19 protein-coding genes are annotated in these 18,939 nt (G+C 68.2%); 13 read left to right on the top strand and 6 right to left on the bottom strand.

The window, feature by feature from the left end:
• Window positions 1-19: 19 nt before the first annotated feature.
• Window positions 20-1,393 (top strand): MFS transporter, encoded by a 1,374-nt coding sequence (locus tag JHD82_RS02710; RefSeq protein WP_088166907.1) that lies wholly within the window; start codon window positions 20-22, stop codon window positions 1,391-1,393.
• A 1-nt stretch (window position 1,394) separates the two neighbouring features.
• On the opposite strand, the gene JHD82_RS02705 is transcribed toward JHD82_RS02710, so the two are convergent.
• A complete protein-coding gene (locus JHD82_RS02705) occupies window positions 1,395-2,393 on the bottom strand; it encodes a diaminopimelate dehydrogenase (RefSeq protein ID WP_199135338.1) in 999 nt (332 codons plus the stop codon).
• Window positions 2,394-2,611: 218 nt separating this feature from the next.
• Between JHD82_RS02705 and JHD82_RS02700 the strand changes: the two genes are divergently transcribed.
• Window positions 2,612-3,481: a pseudouridine synthase gene (locus tag JHD82_RS02700; RefSeq protein WP_199135337.1), complete on the top strand. Its 870-nt coding sequence runs from the start codon at window positions 2,612-2,614 to the stop codon at window positions 3,479-3,481.
• On the opposite strand, the gene JHD82_RS02695 is transcribed toward JHD82_RS02700, so the two are convergent.
• Complete coding sequence (locus JHD82_RS02695) at window positions 3,421-4,413, bottom strand: DHH family phosphoesterase (RefSeq protein WP_199135336.1); 993 nt, start codon at window positions 4,411-4,413, stop codon at window positions 3,421-3,423. The two genes, JHD82_RS02700 and JHD82_RS02695, sit on opposite strands and share 61 nt — an antisense overlap.
• Before the next feature lie 244 nt (window positions 4,414-4,657).
• On the opposite strand from JHD82_RS02695, the gene JHD82_RS02690 reads away from it, so the two are divergent.
• Window positions 4,658-5,854, top strand: a complete 1,197-nt coding sequence (locus JHD82_RS02690; protein WP_199135335.1) for a M20 aminoacylase family protein — start codon at window positions 4,658-4,660, stop codon at window positions 5,852-5,854.
• Window positions 5,855-5,924: 70 nt separating this feature from the next.
• Here the strand turns inward: JHD82_RS02690 and JHD82_RS02685 are convergent, their stop codons facing one another.
• Window positions 5,925-8,216 carry a bifunctional diguanylate cyclase/phosphodiesterase gene (locus JHD82_RS02685; protein ID WP_063326740.1) on the bottom strand — a complete coding sequence of 764 codons (2,292 nt, stop codon included), beginning with the start codon at window positions 8,214-8,216 and terminating at the stop codon, window positions 5,925-5,927.
• Window positions 8,217-8,352: 136 nt separating this feature from the next.
• Window positions 8,353-9,306 (bottom strand): ribosome biogenesis GTPase YlqF, encoded by a 954-nt coding sequence (gene ylqF, locus JHD82_RS02680; RefSeq protein WP_012204393.1) that lies wholly within the window; start codon window positions 9,304-9,306, stop codon window positions 8,353-8,355.
• A 167-nt stretch (window positions 9,307-9,473) separates the two neighbouring features.
• On the opposite strand from ylqF, the gene JHD82_RS02675 reads away from it, so the two are divergent.
• Both JHD82_RS02675 and JHD82_RS02670 read left to right on the top strand, forming a co-directional pair.
• Window positions 9,474-9,716 (top strand): hypothetical protein, encoded by a 243-nt coding sequence (locus JHD82_RS02675; protein ID WP_043823769.1) that lies wholly within the window; start codon window positions 9,474-9,476, stop codon window positions 9,714-9,716.
• A gap of 2 nt (window positions 9,717-9,718) precedes the next feature.
• Window positions 9,719-9,931, top strand: a complete 213-nt coding sequence (locus JHD82_RS02670; RefSeq protein WP_012204391.1) for an oxidoreductase-like domain-containing protein — start codon at window positions 9,719-9,721, stop codon at window positions 9,929-9,931.
• A 7-nt stretch (window positions 9,932-9,938) separates the two neighbouring features.
• On the opposite strand, the gene gshA is transcribed toward JHD82_RS02670, so the two are convergent.
• On the bottom strand, window positions 9,939-11,468 hold the full coding sequence (gene gshA, locus JHD82_RS02665; RefSeq protein WP_071954808.1) for a glutamate--cysteine ligase: 1,530 nt from the start codon (window positions 11,466-11,468) through the stop codon (window positions 9,939-9,941).
• Window positions 11,469-11,738: 270 nt separating this feature from the next.
• Window positions 11,739-12,647, bottom strand: a complete 909-nt coding sequence (locus tag JHD82_RS02660; RefSeq protein ID WP_199135334.1) for an SDR family NAD(P)-dependent oxidoreductase — start codon at window positions 12,645-12,647, stop codon at window positions 11,739-11,741.
• A 634-nt stretch (window positions 12,648-13,281) separates the two neighbouring features.
• On the opposite strand from JHD82_RS02660, the gene JHD82_RS02655 reads away from it, so the two are divergent.
• From JHD82_RS02655 to JHD82_RS02620, 8 genes are all read left to right on the top strand, one after another.
• Window positions 13,282-13,596 (top strand): 2Fe-2S iron-sulfur cluster-binding protein, encoded by a 315-nt coding sequence (locus JHD82_RS02655; RefSeq protein WP_016450460.1) that lies wholly within the window; start codon window positions 13,282-13,284, stop codon window positions 13,594-13,596.
• 212 nt (window positions 13,597-13,808) lie between these two features.
• On the top strand, window positions 13,809-14,930 hold the full coding sequence (gene ribBA / locus JHD82_RS02650; protein WP_013803408.1) for a bifunctional 3,4-dihydroxy-2-butanone-4-phosphate synthase/GTP cyclohydrolase II: 1,122 nt from the start codon (window positions 13,809-13,811) through the stop codon (window positions 14,928-14,930).
• A gap of 3 nt (window positions 14,931-14,933) precedes the next feature.
• A complete protein-coding gene (ribH, locus tag JHD82_RS02645; RefSeq protein ID WP_199135333.1) occupies window positions 14,934-15,404 on the top strand; it encodes a 6,7-dimethyl-8-ribityllumazine synthase in 471 nt (156 codons plus the stop codon).
• The gene (gene nusB / locus JHD82_RS02640) at window positions 15,401-16,039 is read left to right on the top strand and encodes a transcription antitermination factor NusB (RefSeq protein WP_199135332.1); all 639 of its coding nucleotides are present in this window, start codon (window positions 15,401-15,403) and stop codon (window positions 16,037-16,039) included. Before ribH ends, nusB begins: the two co-directional genes overlap by 4 nt.
• A gap of 104 nt (window positions 16,040-16,143) precedes the next feature.
• Window positions 16,144-17,328: a pyridoxal phosphate-dependent aminotransferase gene (locus tag JHD82_RS02635; RefSeq protein WP_043796416.1), complete on the top strand. Its 1,185-nt coding sequence runs from the start codon at window positions 16,144-16,146 to the stop codon at window positions 17,326-17,328.
• A gap of 13 nt (window positions 17,329-17,341) precedes the next feature.
• Window positions 17,342-17,758 (top strand): tol-pal system-associated acyl-CoA thioesterase, encoded by a 417-nt coding sequence (gene ybgC, locus JHD82_RS02630; RefSeq protein ID WP_016450455.1) that lies wholly within the window; start codon window positions 17,342-17,344, stop codon window positions 17,756-17,758.
• Window positions 17,755-18,459, top strand: a complete 705-nt coding sequence (gene tolQ / locus JHD82_RS02625; protein ID WP_012204382.1) for a protein TolQ — start codon at window positions 17,755-17,757, stop codon at window positions 18,457-18,459. The genes ybgC and tolQ overlap by 4 nt, the downstream gene beginning before the upstream one ends.
• A 30-nt stretch (window positions 18,460-18,489) precedes the next feature.
• Window positions 18,490-18,915, top strand: coding sequence for an ExbD/TolR family protein (locus JHD82_RS02620; RefSeq protein ID WP_012204381.1), 426 nt, complete (start codon window positions 18,490-18,492; stop codon window positions 18,913-18,915).
• The last annotated feature ends 24 nt before the right edge of the window (window positions 18,916-18,939 follow it).

Below are 18,939 nucleotides of genomic sequence, written 5' to 3'. Positions count from 1 at the left end.
GTTTGTGGGAGCAGACCGCATGCCTTCGTCGGCAGCGTGGAGCGGGCACAACGGCCAGCAAGGCGCCGGCATTTCGCAGATACTGCGCGTGCTCCTCCACGGATATCCGATCTTGCCCTCCTCCCCGCTTCCCCCCTCATCGGCCGACAGCCCCGCTGCCGGCCTGCGCAGCAGCGCCTTCGTCCCCTTCGTCATGGCGCGCATGCTGTCCATGTTCGCCCAGCAGATGCAGGCGGTGGTCGTGGCCTGGCAGGTGTATGACCTGACGCGCGACCCCATGTCCCTGGCCTACGTGGGACTGGCCCAGTTCCTGCCCATGCTGGCGCTGCTGATTCCGGCCGGCGACCTCAGCGACCGCATGAGCCGCAAGCGCCTGCTGTCGGGCAGCTGGACCGTGGCTGCCCTGTGCTCCCTGCTGCTGCTGTGGCTGTCCTGGCACGAGGGCGCGGCCGCGCACGATGTGCACTGGATCTATGCCGTGCTGGTGCTGTTCGGCTGCAGCCGCGCCTTCACGGGGCCGGCCCTGCAAAGCCTGCTGCCGCAGATCGTGCCGCGCGAGCAGCTGGCCCAGGCGCTGGCCACCAACAGCATGCTGATGCGCACGGCCGCCATTGCGGCGCCTGTGCTGGGCGGAGTGCTCTACGCCTGGGGCGGCGCCGTGCTGACCTATGCGGTCTGCGGCGCATCCCTGGTGCTGGCCGTGCTGCTGCTGGGCACGGTGCCCGTGCGCTTTGCCGGGGCCATGGCGCCGGCGGGCGGCTCGCTGTGGCAGCGCTTTGGCGAAGGCATCCATTTCATCCGCACGCGCCCCATCATCCTGGGCACGATTTCGCTGGACCTGTTCGCCGTGCTGCTGGGCGGCGTGGTGGCCCTGCTGCCCGTGTATGCGCACGAGGTGCTCAAGGTCGGCCCCGAAGGCCTGGGCCTGCTGCGCTCGTCCATGACCGTGGGCGAGGTGGCAATGGGCCTGTGGCTGTCGGCCCGTCCCATCCAGCGCCATGTGGGCCGCGTGATGTTCGCCGCCGTGGCCATCTTCGGCGTGGCCAACCTGGTGTTTGCGCTGTCGCACTGGTTCTGGCTGTCCATGGCCGCCCTGATGCTGGCCGGCGCGGCCGACATGGTGAGTGTCTACATCCGCTCGGCCCTGGTGCAGTTTTCCACGCCCGACTCCATGCGCGGGCGCGTGAACGCGGTGAACATGCTGTTCATCGGCTCGTCCAACGAGCTGGGCGAATTCCGCGCCGGCACCAGCGCAGCCTGGCTGGGCGCCGTGCCGGCTGCCGTGGTGGGCAGCCTGTGCACGCTGGGCGTGGTCGGCAGCTGGATGACCCTGTTCAAGCCGCTGCGTGATGTGGACCGGCTGGAAGACGCGGCCCGCGTGGGCCAAGGCTAGGCTAGAGAAGTTCGGCGCGCAGCTCGGCCGCACTCCTGGGCGACAGCAGGCCGGGCGCCACGTCAAACACGGTCTTGCAGCCCGTCTGCCCCGACTGCTGCAGCCTGTGCACGGCGCGCGCATAGGCCACGAGCACGCTGGCCGTGAATTCCGGATTGCTGTCCAGCTGCAGGCGGTATTCGATGGAGTGGTGCAGCCCCTGCGAGCTGCGGCCGCTGCGGATGACGAATCCGCCATGCGGCATGGCCGCATGGTCACGGGCAAGTTCCTCGGCGCTGATGAAATGCACCGTGGTGTCGTATTCGTCGAAGTAATGCGGCATGCCGACGATGGCCTGGCGCACGCCATCGGCATCGGCCCCATGCTCCAGCACCACAAAGCACTCGCGCCGGTGGCGCTCGCGCGCAGACAGGTCGGGCCGCACGCCGCTGCGCACGCGCTGCACGGCCTCGTCCACGGGAATGGTGTACTGCACGCCGCCGGCCACGCCGGGAATGCGGCGGATGGCGTCCGAGTGCCCCTGGCTCAGGCCCTTGCCCCAGAAGGTATAGGTGGCGCCATCGGGCAGCAGGGCCTCGCCCATGAGGCGTTGCAGGGAGAACATGCCCGGGTCCCAGCCCGCCGAGATCAGCGCCGTGGTGCCGGCTGCGCGGGCGGCGGCATCCACCCGGTCGAAATGCTCGGGAATGCGCGCATGGGTGTCGAAGCTGTCCACCAGGCTGAAATGCGCGGCCAGCGCGGGCGACTGCTGCGGCAGGTCGTCCTTGGAGCCGCCGCACAGCACCAGCACGTCGATGCCGGCGCGATGGGCCAGCAGGCTGTCCATGCCGTGCACGGGCGTGCCGGGCTGCAGCGGACGCAGCCGGGCCGGATCGCGGCGGGTGTAGATGCCGGCCAGCACCATGTCGGGGTTGCGGGCAATGGCCGCCTCAACGCCACGACCGAGGTTGCCGTGGCCGACGATGGCGATGCGGATGGGAGCGGTGCTGCGATGGTCCATGCGGTGTGGTGTGGTGCGTTTGAGAGGGTTTCAGAAACTCCGGTTCACGCGGCGGCGCAGAACCAGGCGCGATCTTGCATCGCCCTGAAGCCGCCAGTCGTGCAACGGGAGGCAGCACTGCGTTGCCCTGCACGGGGGTAGTGCGCGGGGGAGTGCGCAAAGGTAGTGCGCGGGGGTCTGCATGGCGGTGGGCGGACAGCGCCTACACTCACGCCCTCATGTTCCAGCCTTCATCCATCCCCTCCCCGGCCCAGCCGCCAGAGCCCGACGACGCGCCGCTGCACATCCTCTGGCGCGACGAGCATCTGGTGGCGGTCTACAAGCCCGCAGGCTGGCTGGTGCACCGCACGGGACTGGACGCGCACGAGACGCGCTTTGTGCTGCAGACCCTGCGCGACCAATTGGGCTGCCATGTGTACCCCGCGCACCGGCTGGACAAGGGCACCTGCGGCGTGCTGGTCATGGCCTTGCATGCCCAGGCCGCCCAGCGGCTGGGCCAGGCCTTTGCCGGGCAGGAAGTGCGCAAGCAATACCTGGCGCTGGTGCGGGGCTGGCTGCCGGATGCGGTGGAGGTGGACCACGCGCTCAGGCCCGACGATGCGCCCGAGGACGCCCCAGCCCAGCCCGCACAGACTTCGCTGCGCTGCCTGGCGCGCCTGGAGTGGCCCGAGGCCTTTGACCCGCGCCACGCGGCCACACGGATTTCACTGGTCGAGGCCCTGCCCGCCACGGGCCGGCGCCACCAGATACGCCGCCATCTCAAGCATGTGGCCCATCCCATCATTGGCGACGCCACGCATGGCAAGGGGCCGCTGAACCGCTGGTGGGCGGAGCGGCTGGGCCTGCAGCGGCTGTGGCTGCACGCGCATGCGCTGGAGCTGGCGCACCCGATGACGGGCGAGCCGCTGCGCTTCGAGGCCGACTGGCGGCAACTGGGCCATGTGGCCGATGTGCAGCACTGGCGCGCGCTGTGCGCCCTGCCCGGCTGGCAGGCCTGTGCGGGCCTGCCAGCAACGGCCCGGCCGGATCAGGCAGCTTCGGCAGGCGCGCCCGTTTCAGGCTGCTCCATCAGCGGCGCTGCCACGTAGGCGTAGTCGGCCGAGGCATCGGCCTTGAGCACGCCAGACAGCAGCTCCACCAGGCGTTCGTTGCCCATCTTGAAGCCGCAGGCCTGGGCATGGCCACCGCCGCCAAAGCTCTCGGCCAGCGGTATGCAGTTGAACTCCGAGCGCGAGCGCAGGCCGATCTTCACGCCCTTGGTGCTGGCATGCCACATCAGCGCGAAGCTGCCGCTCTGGCGCGCCAGCAGGTCGCCGACCTGGCTGTGGAACATGCCGGGGCAGTTGACCATCAGCCCTTGCATGCCGTTGAAGACCAGGGGCTGGGCCGCCTCGGAAATGTCGGCGCACAGCTTCTGGAATTTCTCGTCCATGGCACCGCCGCGCGCCATGAAGGCGGCTTCCTGCTCAGGCGTGAAGGCCGCGATCTCGGCCCAGCGCTCGAAGCTGCGCGGCTCCATGTCCAGCGCCGCGAGAAAGCCCGCGCTCTCGGCGAATTCCCACTTCCAGATGTCGCGGTCCTCGATGAAGCGGATCAGGCCGGGCACGGGCTTGTCGGCCTGGAAGAACTCCCAGGCCAGGCGCGCGCCGGACTTGTTCATGTCGAAGTGCACGACGCCGCAGCGGCACTGGTAGCCGCTCAGCTTTTCGGCAGCGCTCTTGTGGTGGTCCAGCACCACGAGCTTGGAAACGCGCGACTCGATCTCGGCCATGAGCTCGGGCTCGAAGGCGAAGTCCAGCACGTAGACGGCGCGACCAGCCAGCTCGCCCAGGTCGTCGGCCTTCTGGATCTCGCCATGGTCCAGGCCCCGGAATTCGGCCTGCCCGCCGTAGTAAAGCCAGGCCGCCAGTGCCGCGCCGTAGCCGTCCGGGCAGCGGCGGCCATGGTAGAGGATCAGGGGCTGGGGATCGTCATGCTCGGGGCGCACGAACAATTGCAGGGGCAGGATGGTGTTTTTCATGATGGGGGCGATTGTCGGGCCTGGCGCCATTCCCCTGCACTTGCTCCAGCGCCCGGGCACCCTGGGCAGCCGGGCATTGCGCGGGCTGCTCGCAAGGAACGTAGCGCAAAGCCTGGGCAGCACAAGGCCTATCGCCCCGGCAGGCACCGCAAGCAAACCACAGGACCTATCATGTCCACCTTGTCATTGAATTGCTGCGACCGCCTGCTGACCCGCTGGGCGTGCAGGCCGCCGCGGCCCCTGTATGCGATCCACACCCGACATCACCCCCCACCTCGGCTCCCTGCTGAAGTTCCGCCACGACCTGCATGCCAACCCCGAGTTGCGCTACGAGGAGCACCGCACCGGCGACAAGGTGGCGGCCTACCTGATGGCGCTGGGGCTGCAGGTGCACCGCGGGCTGGGCAGGACCGGCGTGGTGGCAAGCATCCACGGCCGGGGGCGCAGCGCCGCCAACCCGGGCCGCAGCATCGGCATACGGGCCGACATGGATGCGCTGCCGGTGACGGAGCTCAACGCCTTCGGCCACGCCAGCCAGAACCCGGGCTGCATGCATGCCTGCGGCCATGACGGCCACACGACCATGCTGCTGGGCGCGGCCACGCTGCTGGCGCAGCAGCCGGATTTCGATGGATCGGTGCACCTGATCTTCCAGCCCGCCGAGGAAGGCGGCGCAGGCGCCAAGGCCATGATGGAGGACGGCCTGTTCGACCGCTTCCCCTGCGAGGCCGTGTTCGCGCTGCACAACTGGCCTGCCCTGCCTGCAGGCGAGATGGCGGTGCGCGTGGGGCCCATCATGGCCTCCACGCTGCGCTTCGAGATCCGCGTGCACGGCAAGGGCGGCCACGCGGCCATGCCCCACACCACGCTGGACCCGATTCCCGTGGCCTGCGCCATCGTCGGCCAGCTGCAGACCCTGGTGTCGCGCAGCACCGATCCGCTGGACAGCGCCGTGCTCACCGTGGGCAAGATCACCAGCGGCACGGTGGAGAACATCATTCCCGACGAGGCCAGCATCTTCGGCACGGTGCGCGCCCTCAGGACCGAGACGCAGCAGATGTTCATCGAAGGCATGCAGCGCATCAGCGAGCATGTGGCAGCGGCCCATCTGTGCCGCGCCGAATTCATTCTCAAGCCCGGCTATCCCAACACCACCAACCACGCGCACGAGGCCCGCTTCATGGCCGACGTGATGCGCGAGGCGGTGGGCGAGGACCGCACCCACGCCGACCTCCTGCCGGCCATGACGGCAGAGGACTTCGGCTTCATGCTGGAGGCCGTGCCCGGCGCCTATGGCTGGATAGGCAACGGCCCCGCCACGGGCGAGCCCGGCGTGGGCCTGCACAACCCCGGCTACGACTTCAACGACGACAACCTGGGGCGCGGCGCACGCTTCTGGGACCTGCTGGCGCGCCGCTGGCTGGAACAGCCCAGGACCTGAACGCCGGCACACGCAGGCCCTTGTGTCTGCCCTCACACGCAGGCCCTTGCGCCGGCCCTCACGCCGGCTTTCACACGCCGGCAGGCGCCCCCAGCTGCAGGTCCACCCACTCGACCGCCGGCAGCGGCCGGCCGTAGTGGTAGCCCTGGAACAGCACGTCCTGGTTCCAGGCCCGCAGCGTGCCGGCCTGCTCTTCGGTCTCCACTCCTTCGGCCACCACGCGCAGGCGCAGGCGTCTGGCCAGCAGCAGGATCGCCTCGACCATGGCGGCATTGCCCGGCGAGGTATGGCAGTCCTGCACAAAGGACTTGTCGATCTTGAGTTCACGGAATGGCAGCCGCTGCAGATAGGCCAGCGATGAATAGCCGGTGCCGAAGTCGTCCAGCCCCATCTCCACGCCCAGCAGCTGCAGCTCGGCCATGCGCTCGCGCGCCTCGTCCACATCGCGCATGACCACGCTTTCGGTGACCTCCAGCGTGAGGCGGCGCGGGTCGGCCCCGGTTGCGGCCAGGGTGCGCTTGAGCTTGTCCACCACGTCGGGCTGGCGGAACTGCCGCCAGCTGACGTTGACCGACAGCCGCCAGCCCTGCTGCACGAACTCGGGCCGCACCAGCATGCGGCAGGCCTGCTCCAGCATCCAGTCGCCCAGTTGCACGATCAGGTCCGATTCCTCGGCAACGGGAATGAAATCACCGGGCTCGACCATGCCCAGGCGCGGATGGTTCCAACGAACCAGCACTTCGGCGCCCACACAGCGCCCCATGTGGTCCACCTGGGACTGCAGATAGGGCTGCAGCTCGCCGGCAGGAATGGCGCGGCGCAAGTCCTTTTCGATGCGAAAGCGCTTGCCCACGGCCTCGGCCATGTCGGGCTGGAAGATGACAACCTGGCCCAGCCCGGCCTGCTTGGCCTGGTGCAGGGCCACGCCCGCGCGGCGCAGCACATCGTGGCCACCGCTGTCGGTGCGCGAGGCGGCAAAGCTGGCCGCGCCAATGCTGCAGCTGGCCTGCACTTCCTCGCCGGTCTCCTCCAGCCACAGCGGCCGCTCCAGCGCGTCCTGCAGCACCTGGGCCAGGGCGCGCATGTGCTGATCGACCTCGGCCGCCTCCTGGCCGGCCTTCTCCAGCAGCACGGCAAATTCATCGGCGCCCATGCGGGCCAGCAGCACGCCGTCGGGCAGGGCATCGGCCAGGCGCAGCGCCAGCGCGCCCAGCAGCGCATCGCCGCGCACCGTGCCGCGCACATCGTTGAAGGCCGTGAAGCGGTCCATGTCCAGCAGCAGCAGGCCGTGGCGCGGCTCGCCGCCCTTGCCGCCCTCGCGGAATTCGCGCGCCAGCGCGCGCAGGCGCTGGGTCAGCGACAGGCGGTTGGGCAGGCCGGTGAGCGCGTCGAAATGCGCCAGCGCATGGATCTGGCGTTCTGCGCGCATGCGCTCGGACAGGTCCTGCTTGAGTTCCACATAGTTGACGATGCTGCCGTCCGAGGCGCGTATGGGCGCCACCAGCACGGCCTCGGGCAGGTCCTCGCCCTGGCGCGTGCGGTTGGTCATCTGGCCGCGCCACAGCGCGCCCCGGCCCAGCTGGTGCAAGGCCTCTTCCCAGGCGGGCGCGTCCAGGCCCATGGTGGAGTAGCGGTGCGTGGGCTGGCCCAGGACCTCGTTGCGCGCAAAGCCGGTGCGCTGCAAGAAGGCCTCGTTCACGTAGACGATGTTCTGGTGCACGTCGGTGATGACGATGCTTTCGGGGTTCTGCTCCACGGCGCGGTAGAACTTGCGCAGATCGTCCTGGTGCTGCTCCAGCGAGCCCAGCGTGTCCTGCAGTTCCTGGGCACGGCGGATCAGGCTGCGCCTTGCCATCAGCGTGACCGTGCCCGTCAGCCCCAGCATGCCCACGAAGTACAGCATGGAGAACACGGGCGAGGTCTCGCGCTGGCCTATCCAGTCAACGCCCTCGCGGCCCGCCACCCAGAACGCGGCCATGGCCAGCACGGACAGCACCAGCATGGCCAGCGTGGTGCGCACGCCCAGCACCCAGGCGCACATGACGAGCAAGGCCGGAAAGGCCAGCACCGAGCTGCTTTGCACGCCGCCCGTGGCAGCCACCACGGTCACGGCTGCCACCCAGGTGCCCCAGACCAGAAGATTGGAGGCCAGCTTCCAGTGCCGGCGCCAGCCCAGCAGCACGGCGCCGAAGCTCACGCCGGCGGCAACCAGGTTCAGCCGCACGCTGGGCCAGGGAACGGGGTCCTGCGTCAGAAGCGCCATGGCCAGCAGCACGGTGAGGCTGGTGATCCATAGGCTGCCGACCAGAACGACCCGGCGCAGGGACAAATGGATTTCCGCCTCGACTCGATGACGCCGCATGAAAAAGCCCCAACAGAGAAAGAACACTCAACATGCTAGCGGTCGGCGCCGCCTGCGGCTGTGGTGGTTGTGCCACCGCCCCGGTCGGACGCCCTCTTGCACCAAACGGGGTATGCCGGCGCCGGCCGGCGGTGCCTCAGGGCGCGCTTTTGCGCTCGCGCGGGGGGCGCTTGCGCGCCTTGCTGGCGTCCTTGCGGGCCTGGCGCTCGGCATCGCGTTCCTGGCCCACGGCCAGCCACTGCGCGTATTCGTCGGGCGTCTCCAGCGTGATGCGGCCCAGGATCGCTCCGCGGAAATCCGTGAGCACCAGCTCGGCAGCTTTTTGCAGATTGACACGTCCGCCGCTCATCATCGCGCCGCGGCGCCGGCCGATGGCGTCCAGCAGTTCGTCGTCATGCAGGGCGGCAATGCGTTCGTTGTCCAGGCCCAGCTTGTAGCGCGCCTCCAGCAGGTCCGCGTAGTTCTTCTGCAGGTAGCCCAGCAACTCCAGCGCCACCAGTTCCTCGTCATAGGCGTTGCGGCCCACGGCGCCGCTGGCGGCCAGGTTGTAGCCGCTTTGCTCGACGATGATGCGCGGCCACAGCATGCCGGGCGTGTCCCAGAGGTAGAAGTCGTCGGCCAGCACGATGCGCTGCTCCAGCTTGGTGATGCCGGCCTCGTCCCCCGTCTTGGCCTGCCGCTTGCCGCTCATGGAGTTGATCAGCGTGGACTTGCCCACGTTGGGAATGCCGCAGATCAGCACGCGCATGGGCTTGGCCATGCCGCCACGGTTGGGGGCCAGCAGCTTGCAGGCCTCGATCAGCCGGCGCGTGGGCGCGGGCTCGGAGGCATCCAGCGCAATGGCGCGCGTATCGCTCTGGGCGTTGTACCAGTCCAGCCACAGCGGCGTGCGCGCGGCATCGGCCAGGTCCTGCTTGTTGAGCACCTGCAGGCGCGGCTTGTGGCCCGTCAGTTCCTGCAGCAGCGGGTTGCTGCTCGACCCCGGCAGGCGCGCATCCAGCACTTCGATGACCACATCGATTTCCTTGACGCGCTCGGTGATCACCTTGCGCGTGAGATTCATGTGACCGGGGAACCACTGTATGGCCATGGGATTACTTTCTGGGAAACGGGGGAACTGGCAGGGGCGCAAGGATAATTCATGGCTTGCGCAGACAGGATGGAACAGCGCGCTGCGCCCCAGCGCAAACCGCAGGCTTCATTCTTTCTTGCGCAAGCCGCAATTGTCCCCCGCTTTTACGCCCCGCCTCACTGCCTATGTCCTTGCCCGATACCCCCTCTTCCCGCTCCGCCTCGCGCAAGGCCGACATTGAACTATTGATCAAGGGAGTGACCTGCGCCGTGATCGGCCTGGTGATTCTGCTGGCGCCGCAGTTCATGGCACCCGGGGGCATCGTGCAGATGATGGCCCAGTCGTACCTGGTCGGCTGGTTCGCCCTGCTGCTGGGCACGGCCTTCATCGTGCTGTTTGTGGTGCGCCGCAGCAAGGCGCGGCGCTGAGCATGGTGCAGGGCCCGCTGGAGCAGGCGCTGTCGCAGATCGGGCTTTGGCAGCAGCGCGCCCAGGCTGCAGGCATTGCACTGCGCCCGGCGCCGCCCCAGCCCACCAGTTGCTGCGGCCGCGGCTGCAACGGCTGCGTCTGGGAAGGCTTCTACGACGCCGTGCTGTTCTGGTGCGAGGATGCAGGCCAGGCCCTGAGCGGCGGACCTGGCTGAGGCACGGTCAGCGCAGGTTCTCGGGCGACATGTAGCGCAGGCGCCATTCCTCGAAGGACAGCGTGTCTGCGGCCTCGATGTCGCGCTGGTCCTGCACGGACTGCGCCGACCATTGCTCGAAGCGCTGCTGCTGCGCCTGGCTCCAGGGCAGGGCCAGCAGCGAATCGCGGGCCTGCTCGGAACGAGCCAGCGTGAAGCGCGAGAAGCTGTTGCCGTACTCGCCCGTCAGCTCGCCCAGCACATGGGCCGACGGCGTGCGCTCGGGATGCTCCAGGCGCTCGAGCGCCTGGGCCAGCGCGGCACTGTAATCGTGCGTGCCGTGCGTGCTGTCCAGCGCCTGGGCATAGGGGCGGCACTGGTCCAGCACTTCATGGGCCCAGTCGCGCAGCGGCACCTCGCGACCCGCGCGCACCAGTTGCAGGCCGGGCTCGCGGCCACGCTCGGCGGTCAGGTGCTGGTTGTGCTTGAGTTCGGCGATCTCGGCCGGCGTATCGGGCGGGCTGTCGGCATTCAGGCAGTGCAGCAGGAACACGTCCAGCATGCGCATGGTGGGGGCGGCAATGCCCACATCCTCGAAGGGATCGAGGTCCATCAGGCGCACTTCCACATACTCCACGCCGCGCTCGCGCAGGGCATGCAGCGGGCGCTCACCACGGCTGACGGTGCGCTTGGGGCGGATGGTGCCGTAGAACTCGTTCTCGATCTGCAGCAGACCCGTGCCCAGCTGGTTGTAGTCGCCGCCCGGATTGCGCACGCCCAGCATCTCGTAGGCCGGGTAGGGATGGGTCAGCGCCTCATGCAGCGAATTCGCATAGCCTTCCAGGCCGTTGTAACTGACGTTGATGCTGGCCTGCGCATCGCTCTGGTAGCCCAGGCGGCCCATGCGCAGCGAGGTGGCATGGGGCAGGTACAGCGCCTGGCCCGTATTGCCCAGCGGCTTCAGGCCATGCTCGCGCCCCTCGACGAAACAGGGACACAGCGCGGGCGATGCGCCGTACAGGTACAGCAGCACGAAGGCATGGCGCCGGAAATTGCGGATCAGCGAGAAATACTGGTCGCTGGTCACGCCGGGCAGCGACCAGTTGTAGTGGATGCCCGAGATGGTCTGCATGCGCCGGCCATAGCGATGGCCCAGGCCCATGCGGTACACGCTCTTGGATCGGCCCGAATGCGAGGAGCCATAGCGCGCCAGCGGAATCGTCTCGTCCGTGGGCAGCTGGCAGGGCATGCTGGACGACCACAGCATCTCGCCGCCCGCATCGCGCAGGCTGCGCAGCACGAACTGGTGGATCTGCACCAGCTCGTCCAGGCATTCCTGCACGCCCAGGCGCGCGCCCGTGATCAGCTCGATCTGCGATTCGCTGTAGTCGGTGGTGATGTGCGGATGCGTGAGCGCCGAGCCCAGTGCCAGGGGATGCGGCGTCAGCGCCAGGCTGCCGGAAGGCAGCACGCGCAGGCCCTCCTTTTCTATGCCACGGCGTATGCCCTTGAGCCGCTGGGGATCGGGAACCGCCATGGATGCCTGCGATGTTTTCATTCTTGTTTACCGATTCGTTGATGGGCACCGGCCCACACGGAAACCACCAGGATTCCCGGCGGACCCGACCCGGACGCCGAATGATAGAGAAACGGCAGGAAACGCGATGGCGCCTGTCCGCTTAACCACGCGTTTTGGCCTGTTGCCCCGCATGGCACCGCCGCGAGCGAAAGGAATATGTCAGAGTTTCACCCTCCTGGCCGGCCCTGCCTTGACGCCGGGCAAGGGCAGGCCGGCCAGCGGTGAAATCACTTGCCGGCCTCCGCTTCATCAACGGGCAGCGGCCATGGCCTTGCCCACCTCCAGCGTGCCCTGCGCGGCGCCGCTGGCGGGCACCTGTTCGCCGCTGCGGTCCAGCACCTGGGCCAGTTGCGCAGCCAGCTGCTCCGGCACCTGATCGCCCTCGCCCAGATACACGCCTTCGGTCAGCGTGATGAAGGCCGCCTCGAAGCCGCCCGCGCCTGCGCACAGCGTGGTACGTGTGGGCGCACTTTCGTGGGCCAGCACCAGCATGGCGGGCACCACGGCCTCGGGCTTGAGGGCGGCCAGCACGGCCTCGGGCATCAGGCCTTCCGTCATGCGGGTGGCCGCCGTGGGTGCCAGCGCATTCACATGGATGCCGTGCTTGGCGCCTTCGATGGCCAGCGTCTGCATGAGGCCGACCTGGGCCAGCTTGGCCGCGCCGTAGTTGGCCTGGCCGAAGTTGCCATACAGGCCCGTGGACGAGGTGGTCATCACGATGCGCCCGTAGTTCTGCGCCTGCATGTGCGGCCACACGGCCTTGCAGCAATGGGCGGCGCCCATCAGGTGCACTTCCACCACCAGGCGGAAATCATCCATGTCCATCTTGGCGAAGCTCTTGTCGCGCAGGATGCCGGCGTTGTTGACCAGGATGTCCACGCGGCCCCAGGCATCGACGGCCTGCTGCACCATGGCCTGCACGGCCGCGAAATCGGTGACAGATGCGCCGTTGGCCAGCGCCTGGCCGCCCGCCGCGCGGATCTCGTCCACCACGGCCTGGGCCGCCGTGGCCGAGCCGCCGCTGCCATCGACCGCGCCGCCCAGATCATTGACCAGCACCTTGGCGCCGCGCGCCGCCAGCGCCAGCGCATGCAGACGCCCCAGGCCGCCGCCGGCCCCCGTCACGATGGCCACGCGGCCTTCAAACTCAATCGCCATGGAGATGCTCCCTTTGTTGCATTGGATGCCGGCTCCGCCCGCCGGATGGCAAGGCGCCGGTCACCCAGCAATGTAGACGGACGCCGCCTTCGTTCCGGTTGCCCAAGCGACTGCGGCAGGGCCGCCAGCCTTGTCCCCACCATTGCGTGACAAGCCTGTGGACAACCATGTGCTGGCCCGGGACTGGTGACCCAAGCGGTTGTTTTGAATGGATTTTTTTCTTTTGCCTATTTTTTAATCAAATCCACAAGTCGTCTGCCCGACTTATCCCGTCTCACCCTGAACAATCTTGTGAACAACTTTCACAGCGGGCGGGATAAGCCACACAAGTCATTGATTCCAAAGGGAAACATGTGATCCGCTTAAAAAACAGGCAAAAGACCCCGGATTTTCGGGCCGCGTCCCGCTTATCCACCGCGCAACCCGCATGTACGCATTTACCCCCATTCGGACTGGACAAGCATGTGGACAAGCGGCTGCAACGGCCTGATTTCGCGGTTAAGTCATTGATTTGAAATACAAGCCCTGCGATTGATTAAAAAACAGGCAAACGGCGCAATTCCGGACCTGTGCCGACCTGCTCCGTATCGCATACAAATGCAGACTCGGCAGATCCCATCCAAAGCAGACGCCCATGAGCCAGGACTCCCCCGCCTCCTCCCCTTTTTCCCCGCCCTTCTTCACCGCCCGCCTCACGCCCAGCGGCCTGCAGGTCGATGCCTGGGCCGACCAGCCGCTGCTGCATTCGCTGGAGCAGGGCGGCGTGGACTGGCCCAGTTCCTGCCGCAACGGCACCTGCCGCACCTGCATCGGGCAGTTGGTCTCGGGCAGCGTGCGCTACGAGATCGAATGGCCGGGCGTGACGCGCGAGGAGCGGGCCGAGGGCTGCGTGCTGCCCTGCATCGCCTATCCCGAAGGCGATGTGGTGCTGCAGGACCCCGGCCCCTGAATCCGGCCAAAGCCCGCCCCGCCTGCGGCCGATGGCCGCTGGAATAGAATGTGCGCTTTCGCAAGGTCATTCCGGGTCATGCCGATTGCCGACAGCGGCTGCGCCGCGCCACACGTTCTTTGGAAGCCCACTTCTGACGCCTGCCAGGCCGAGGGAGCCGGCGCGTGTGCCGCGCCCCGTCCGCACGACCCGGCTCCTCCAGAAGGCACTCCATGAACAACTCCACGTCCCCCGTGCCCATCTCGCCGGTGGAAGACATCATTGCCGACATGCGCGCGGGCCGCATGGTCATCCTCGTCGATGAGGAAGACCGCGAGAACGAAGGCGACCTGGTGCTGGCCGCCGACCATGTCACCCCCGAGGCGATCAACTTCATGGCGCGCTTCGGCCGCGGCCTGATCTGCCTGACGCTCACGCGCGAGCGCTGCGAATACCTGAAGCTGCCGCCCATGGCCGCGCGCAACGGCACCGTGTACAGCACGGCCTTCACCGTCTCCATCGAAGCGGCCGAGGGCGTGACCACCGGCATCTCCGCCGCCGACCGCGCGCGCACCGTGCAGGCCGCCGTGGCCAAGGACTCCAAGCCCACGGACCTGGTCCAGCCCGGCCACATCTTCCCGCTGCAGGCCGTCGACGGCGGCGTGCTCATGCGCGCCGGCCATACCGAGGCCGGCTGCGACTTCGCCGCCCTGGCCGGCTGCAGCCCCGCCGCCGTGATCTGCGAGATCATGAAGGACGACGGCACCATGGCCCGCCTGCCCGACCTGCAGCTGTTCGCTGCCGAGCACGGCCTGAAGATCGGCACCATCGCCGACCTGATCCAGTACCGCAGCCGCAACGAATCCCTGCTCAGCAAGGTCGGCACGCGCCCGCTGCAGACGGCGCATGGCGAGTTCATCGCCCATGCCTTCCGCGACCTGCCCAGCCAATCCGTGCACCTGGCCCTGGTCAAGGGCCAGTGGGAAGCCGACACCCCCGTGCCCGTGCGCGTGCATGAGCCGCTGTCCGTGCTGGACGCGCTGGAGACCGGCCGCACCCTGCACTCCTGGAGCCTGGACTCCAGCCTCGAATACATCGCCCGCCAGGGCCACGGCGTGGCCGTGCTGCTCAACTGTGGCGAGACCGGCGACCAGCTGATGGCCCAGTTCGACGGCAGCGCCCGTGCCGCCCAGGCCCCCGAGCGCGGCCGCATGGATCTGCGCACCTATGGCGTGGGCGCGCAGATCCTGCGCGAATGCGGCGTGCAGCGCATGCAGCTCATGGGCCAGCCGCGCCGCCTGCCCAGCATGGCCGGCTACGGCCTCGAAATCAGCGGCTACATCCCCAAGGAATAAGAAATGTTGAACGCAGAAAAGGGCCAGGCCCAGAAACTCGACGGCGCGCAGCTGCGCGTCGGCATCGTCCAGGCCCGCTTCAATGAAAGCATCACCAACAGCCTGACCCAGGCCTGCCGCGAAGAGCTGCTGGCCCTGGGCGTGCAGGCCGGAAACATCGACCACGTCACCGTGCCCGGCGCCCTGGAAGTGCCCGTGGCGCTGCAGGCGATGGCCGAGTCCGACCGCTACGACGCCCTGGTGGCGCTGGGCTGCATCATCCGTGGGGAGACATACCACTTCGAGCTGGTGGCCAACGAATCGGGCGCGGGTGTCACGCGCCTGGCCCTGGACTACCAGCTGCCGATCGCCAACGCGATCATCACCACCGAGAACACGGAGCAGGCCATCGCGCGCCAGACCGAAAAGGGACGCGACGCGGCCCGGGTCGCCGTGGAGATGGCCAACCTGCTCCAAACCATAGCCCGAACATGAGCGACGAACAATCCACACCGGCCTCGGGCCGCCCTCCCCGCCAAAGCCGCGGCGGCCTGACCAGCACCGGCGCGCGCAAGGCCGCCTCCAAGTCCAACCGCAGCCGCGCGCGTGAATTCGCGCTGCAGGCGCTGTACCAGCACCTGGTGGGCGGCAACGACGTGGAGGCCATCGACCGCTTCACACGCGACCTGTCCGGCTTTCACAAGGCCGACTCGGTGCACTACGACGCGCTGCTGCGCGGCTGCATCAACTCCCAGGTGGACCTGGACGCGCTGATCGCCCCCAAGCTGGACCGCACGATGGCCGAGATCTCGCCCATCGAGCACGCCAGCATGTGGATCGGCGTGTATGAATTCCAGCACTGCCCCGACGTGCCCTGGCGCGTGGTGCTCAACGAGTGCATCGAGCTGGCCAAGGAATTCGGCGGCACCGACGGCCACAAATACGTGAACGCCGTGCTCAACGGTCTGGCGCCCACGCTGCGCGCGGCCGAAGTCGAGCATGACCGTGCGGGCAAGGGCTCCGCGCCCGCGCAGCCCGCCGCCGCCAAGGCAGACACGGCCACAGACTCGGCAGCAGATGCCGCCACGGACGCAGCAGCAGACGACGCTGCCGACCAGGCCGCCGGCTGACGCCGCGCCTCGGGTCTTCGGGGCACAGGCCCCGCCGCATCCGGCCATCCATGGCCCGCCCGCGCCTGCCGGGCGCGGGCGCCTCTTCCAGGATTTCACCCGTCATGAAGTTTTCGACCCGCGCCGACCGCATTGAGCCCTTTTACGTGATGGAGATCGCCAAGGCGGCGCAGGAGATGGCGCGCGGCTGCGCGGACAGCGACACGCCGATGATCTTCCTGAACATCGGCGAGCCCGACTTCACCGCCCCCCCGCTGGTGCAGGAGGCCGCAGCGCGCGCCGTGCAGGACGGCGCCACGCAATACACGCCGGCCCTGGGCCTGCCCCAGCTGCGCGAGCGCATCAGCCACTGGTATGCGCAGCGCTTCGGCGTGGATGTGCCGGCGCGGCGCATCGTGGTCACGGCCGGCGCCTCGGCCGCGCTGCAGCTGGCCTGCCTGGCCACCATCGACGCGGGCGACGAAATCCTCATGCCCGACCCCAGCTATCCCTGCAACCGCCACTTCGTGAGCGCAGCCGAAGGCCGGGCCGTGATGGTGCCGACCACGGCGGCCGAACGCTACCAGCTGAGCGCCGACAAGGTCGAGGCCGCCTGGAACGAGCACACGCGCGGCGTGCTGCTGGCCTCGCCCTCCAATCCCACCGGCACCTCGATTGCGCCGGCCGAGCTGCGCCGCATCCTCGACGTGGTGCGCGCCCGGGGCGGGCTGACCATCATCGACGAGATCTACCTGGGCCTGTCGCATGACGACGCCTTCGGCCAGACCGCGCTGGCGCTGGGAGAGGACGTGATCAGCATCAACAGCTTCAGCAAGTACTTCAACATGACGGGCTGGCGCCTGGGCTGGATGGTGGTGCCCGAGGCCATGGTGCCCGTGGTCGAGCGCGTGGCGCAGAACCTCTTCATCTGCGCCAGCACCGTCTCGCAGCGCGCCGCCCTGGCCTGCTTCGAGCCCGAGTCCATTGCCGAGTACGAGCGCCGCCGCGCCGAATTCAAGGCCCGGCGCGACTTCTTCATCCCCGCGCTCGAGGCCCTGGGCCTGCCCGTGCCCGTGCAGCCCGACGGCGCCTTCTACGCCTGGGCCGACTGCCGAGCCGCTGCCGCCAAGCTTGGCGTCCAGGGCAGCTGGGACTTTGCCTACGCCGTCATGGAGCGCGCCCACCTGGCCATCACGCCGGGCCGCGACTTCGGCACGTTCGAGACCGCCGACTTCGTGCGCTTTTCCACGGCCAACTCCATGGAACAGCTGCAGGAGGCCGTGCGCCGCCTGCAGCGCCTGCTGGCCTGAGGCCCGCCCGCACATGGCCTTCGAATTTCCCATCCGCGTCTACTGGGAGGACACCGATGCCGGCGGCATCGTGTTCTACGCCAACTATCTGAAGTTCTTCGAGCGTGCCCGCACCGAGTGGCTGCGTGCCCTGGGCATAGGCCAGCAGCAGTTGCGGGAACAAACGGGCGGCATGTTTGTCGTAACCCAGGCCCAGCTGCAATACCTGCGGGCGGCCCGGCTCGATGACCAACTCCTTGTTACCGCCGAGCTGCAAAGCAGCGGGCGCGCTTCGCTGACAATACGGCAGCAGGCGCTGCTGGCATCCGCCGGCGATGGCAATGCGCCGCCGCCCCTGTTGTGCGAAGGCACGATCCGCATTGGATGGGTGGATGGCTCGACCATGCGCCCCGCAAGAATTCCGAACCGCATCCTGGAGCAACTCTCATGAACTCCCATGACATGTCCATACTCAGCCTCGTGCTGCAGGCCAGCTGGGTCGTGCAGCTGGTCATGCTGATCCTCGTGGGCGCCTCGGTGGCCAGCTGGGCCACCATCTTCCGCAAGTCGCAGACCTTGAAGCGTGTGCGCTCGCTCAACGACGGCTTCGAGCAGGACTTCTGGTCGGGCACCAGCCTCAACGATCTCTACGCCTCGGCCGCCCACCATGCCAAGCAGGGCGGCCCCATGGAACGCATCTTCGCCAGCGGCATGCGCGAGTACCAGAAGCTGCGCGAGCGCCGCATAGCAGATGTGAACCAGTTGATGGACGGCACCCGCCGCGCCATGCGCGCCAGCTTCCAGCGCGAGATGGACGAGGTCGAGTCGGGCCTGTCCTTCCTGGGCACCGTGGGCTCGGTCTCTCCCTACATCGGCCTGTTCGGCACGGTCTGGGGCGTGATGCACGCCTTCACCGGCTTTGCCAACATGGAGCAGATCACGCTGGCCACCGTGGCCCCCGGCATTGCCGAGGCGCTGGTGGCCACGGCCATGGGCCTGTTCGCCGCCATCCCGGCCGTCACGGCATACAACCGCTATGCCCACCAGATCGACCGCGTGGCCAGCCAGCAGGAAACCTTCATCGAAGAGTTCTCCAACATCCTGCAGCGCAACGTGGGTGCGACCGGCTCCAGCACCCCGTCCGGCCATTGAAGTCGCTCAAAGCCAGCAAGGAGTGAGCACATGCCCGCAGTAGCCTCGCGCGGCGGCCGCAGCCGCCGCACCGTCAACGAGATCAACATGGTGCCCTTCATCGACGTGATGCTGGTGCTGCTCATCATCTTCATGGTGACGGCCCCCATGCTCACGCCGGGCTCCATCAACGTGCCCAGCGCCGGCAAGGCCGCGCGCACGCCCCCGAAGCGCGCCGACGTGATGATCGACAAGGACGGCGGCATCCGCATCAAGGCCGGCAGCACCGACAAGACCGTCACGCTCAAGGAGCTGGGCGCAGCCGCCAGGAGCTGGCAGGACCAGCAAAGCGACGACAGCGCCGTGCTGATTTCCGCGGACAAGAAGCTGCCCTTCGAGACCGTGATGGCTGCCATGTCGGCCCTGCAGTCGGCCGGCGTCAAGCGCGTGGCCTTCGGCGTCAAGTCCTCCCAGTAAGCAGCGCCGCCCGCCTTCGATCCC

The sequence above is a fragment of the Delftia sp. ASV31 genome (genome assembly GCF_016428765.1).
Lineage (GTDB): Bacteria > Pseudomonadota > Gammaproteobacteria > Burkholderiales > Burkholderiaceae_C > Comamonas > Comamonas acidovorans.
Note: the sequence above shows the minus strand (reverse complement) of the source record. Positions and strands in the feature narration are given on the sequence as shown.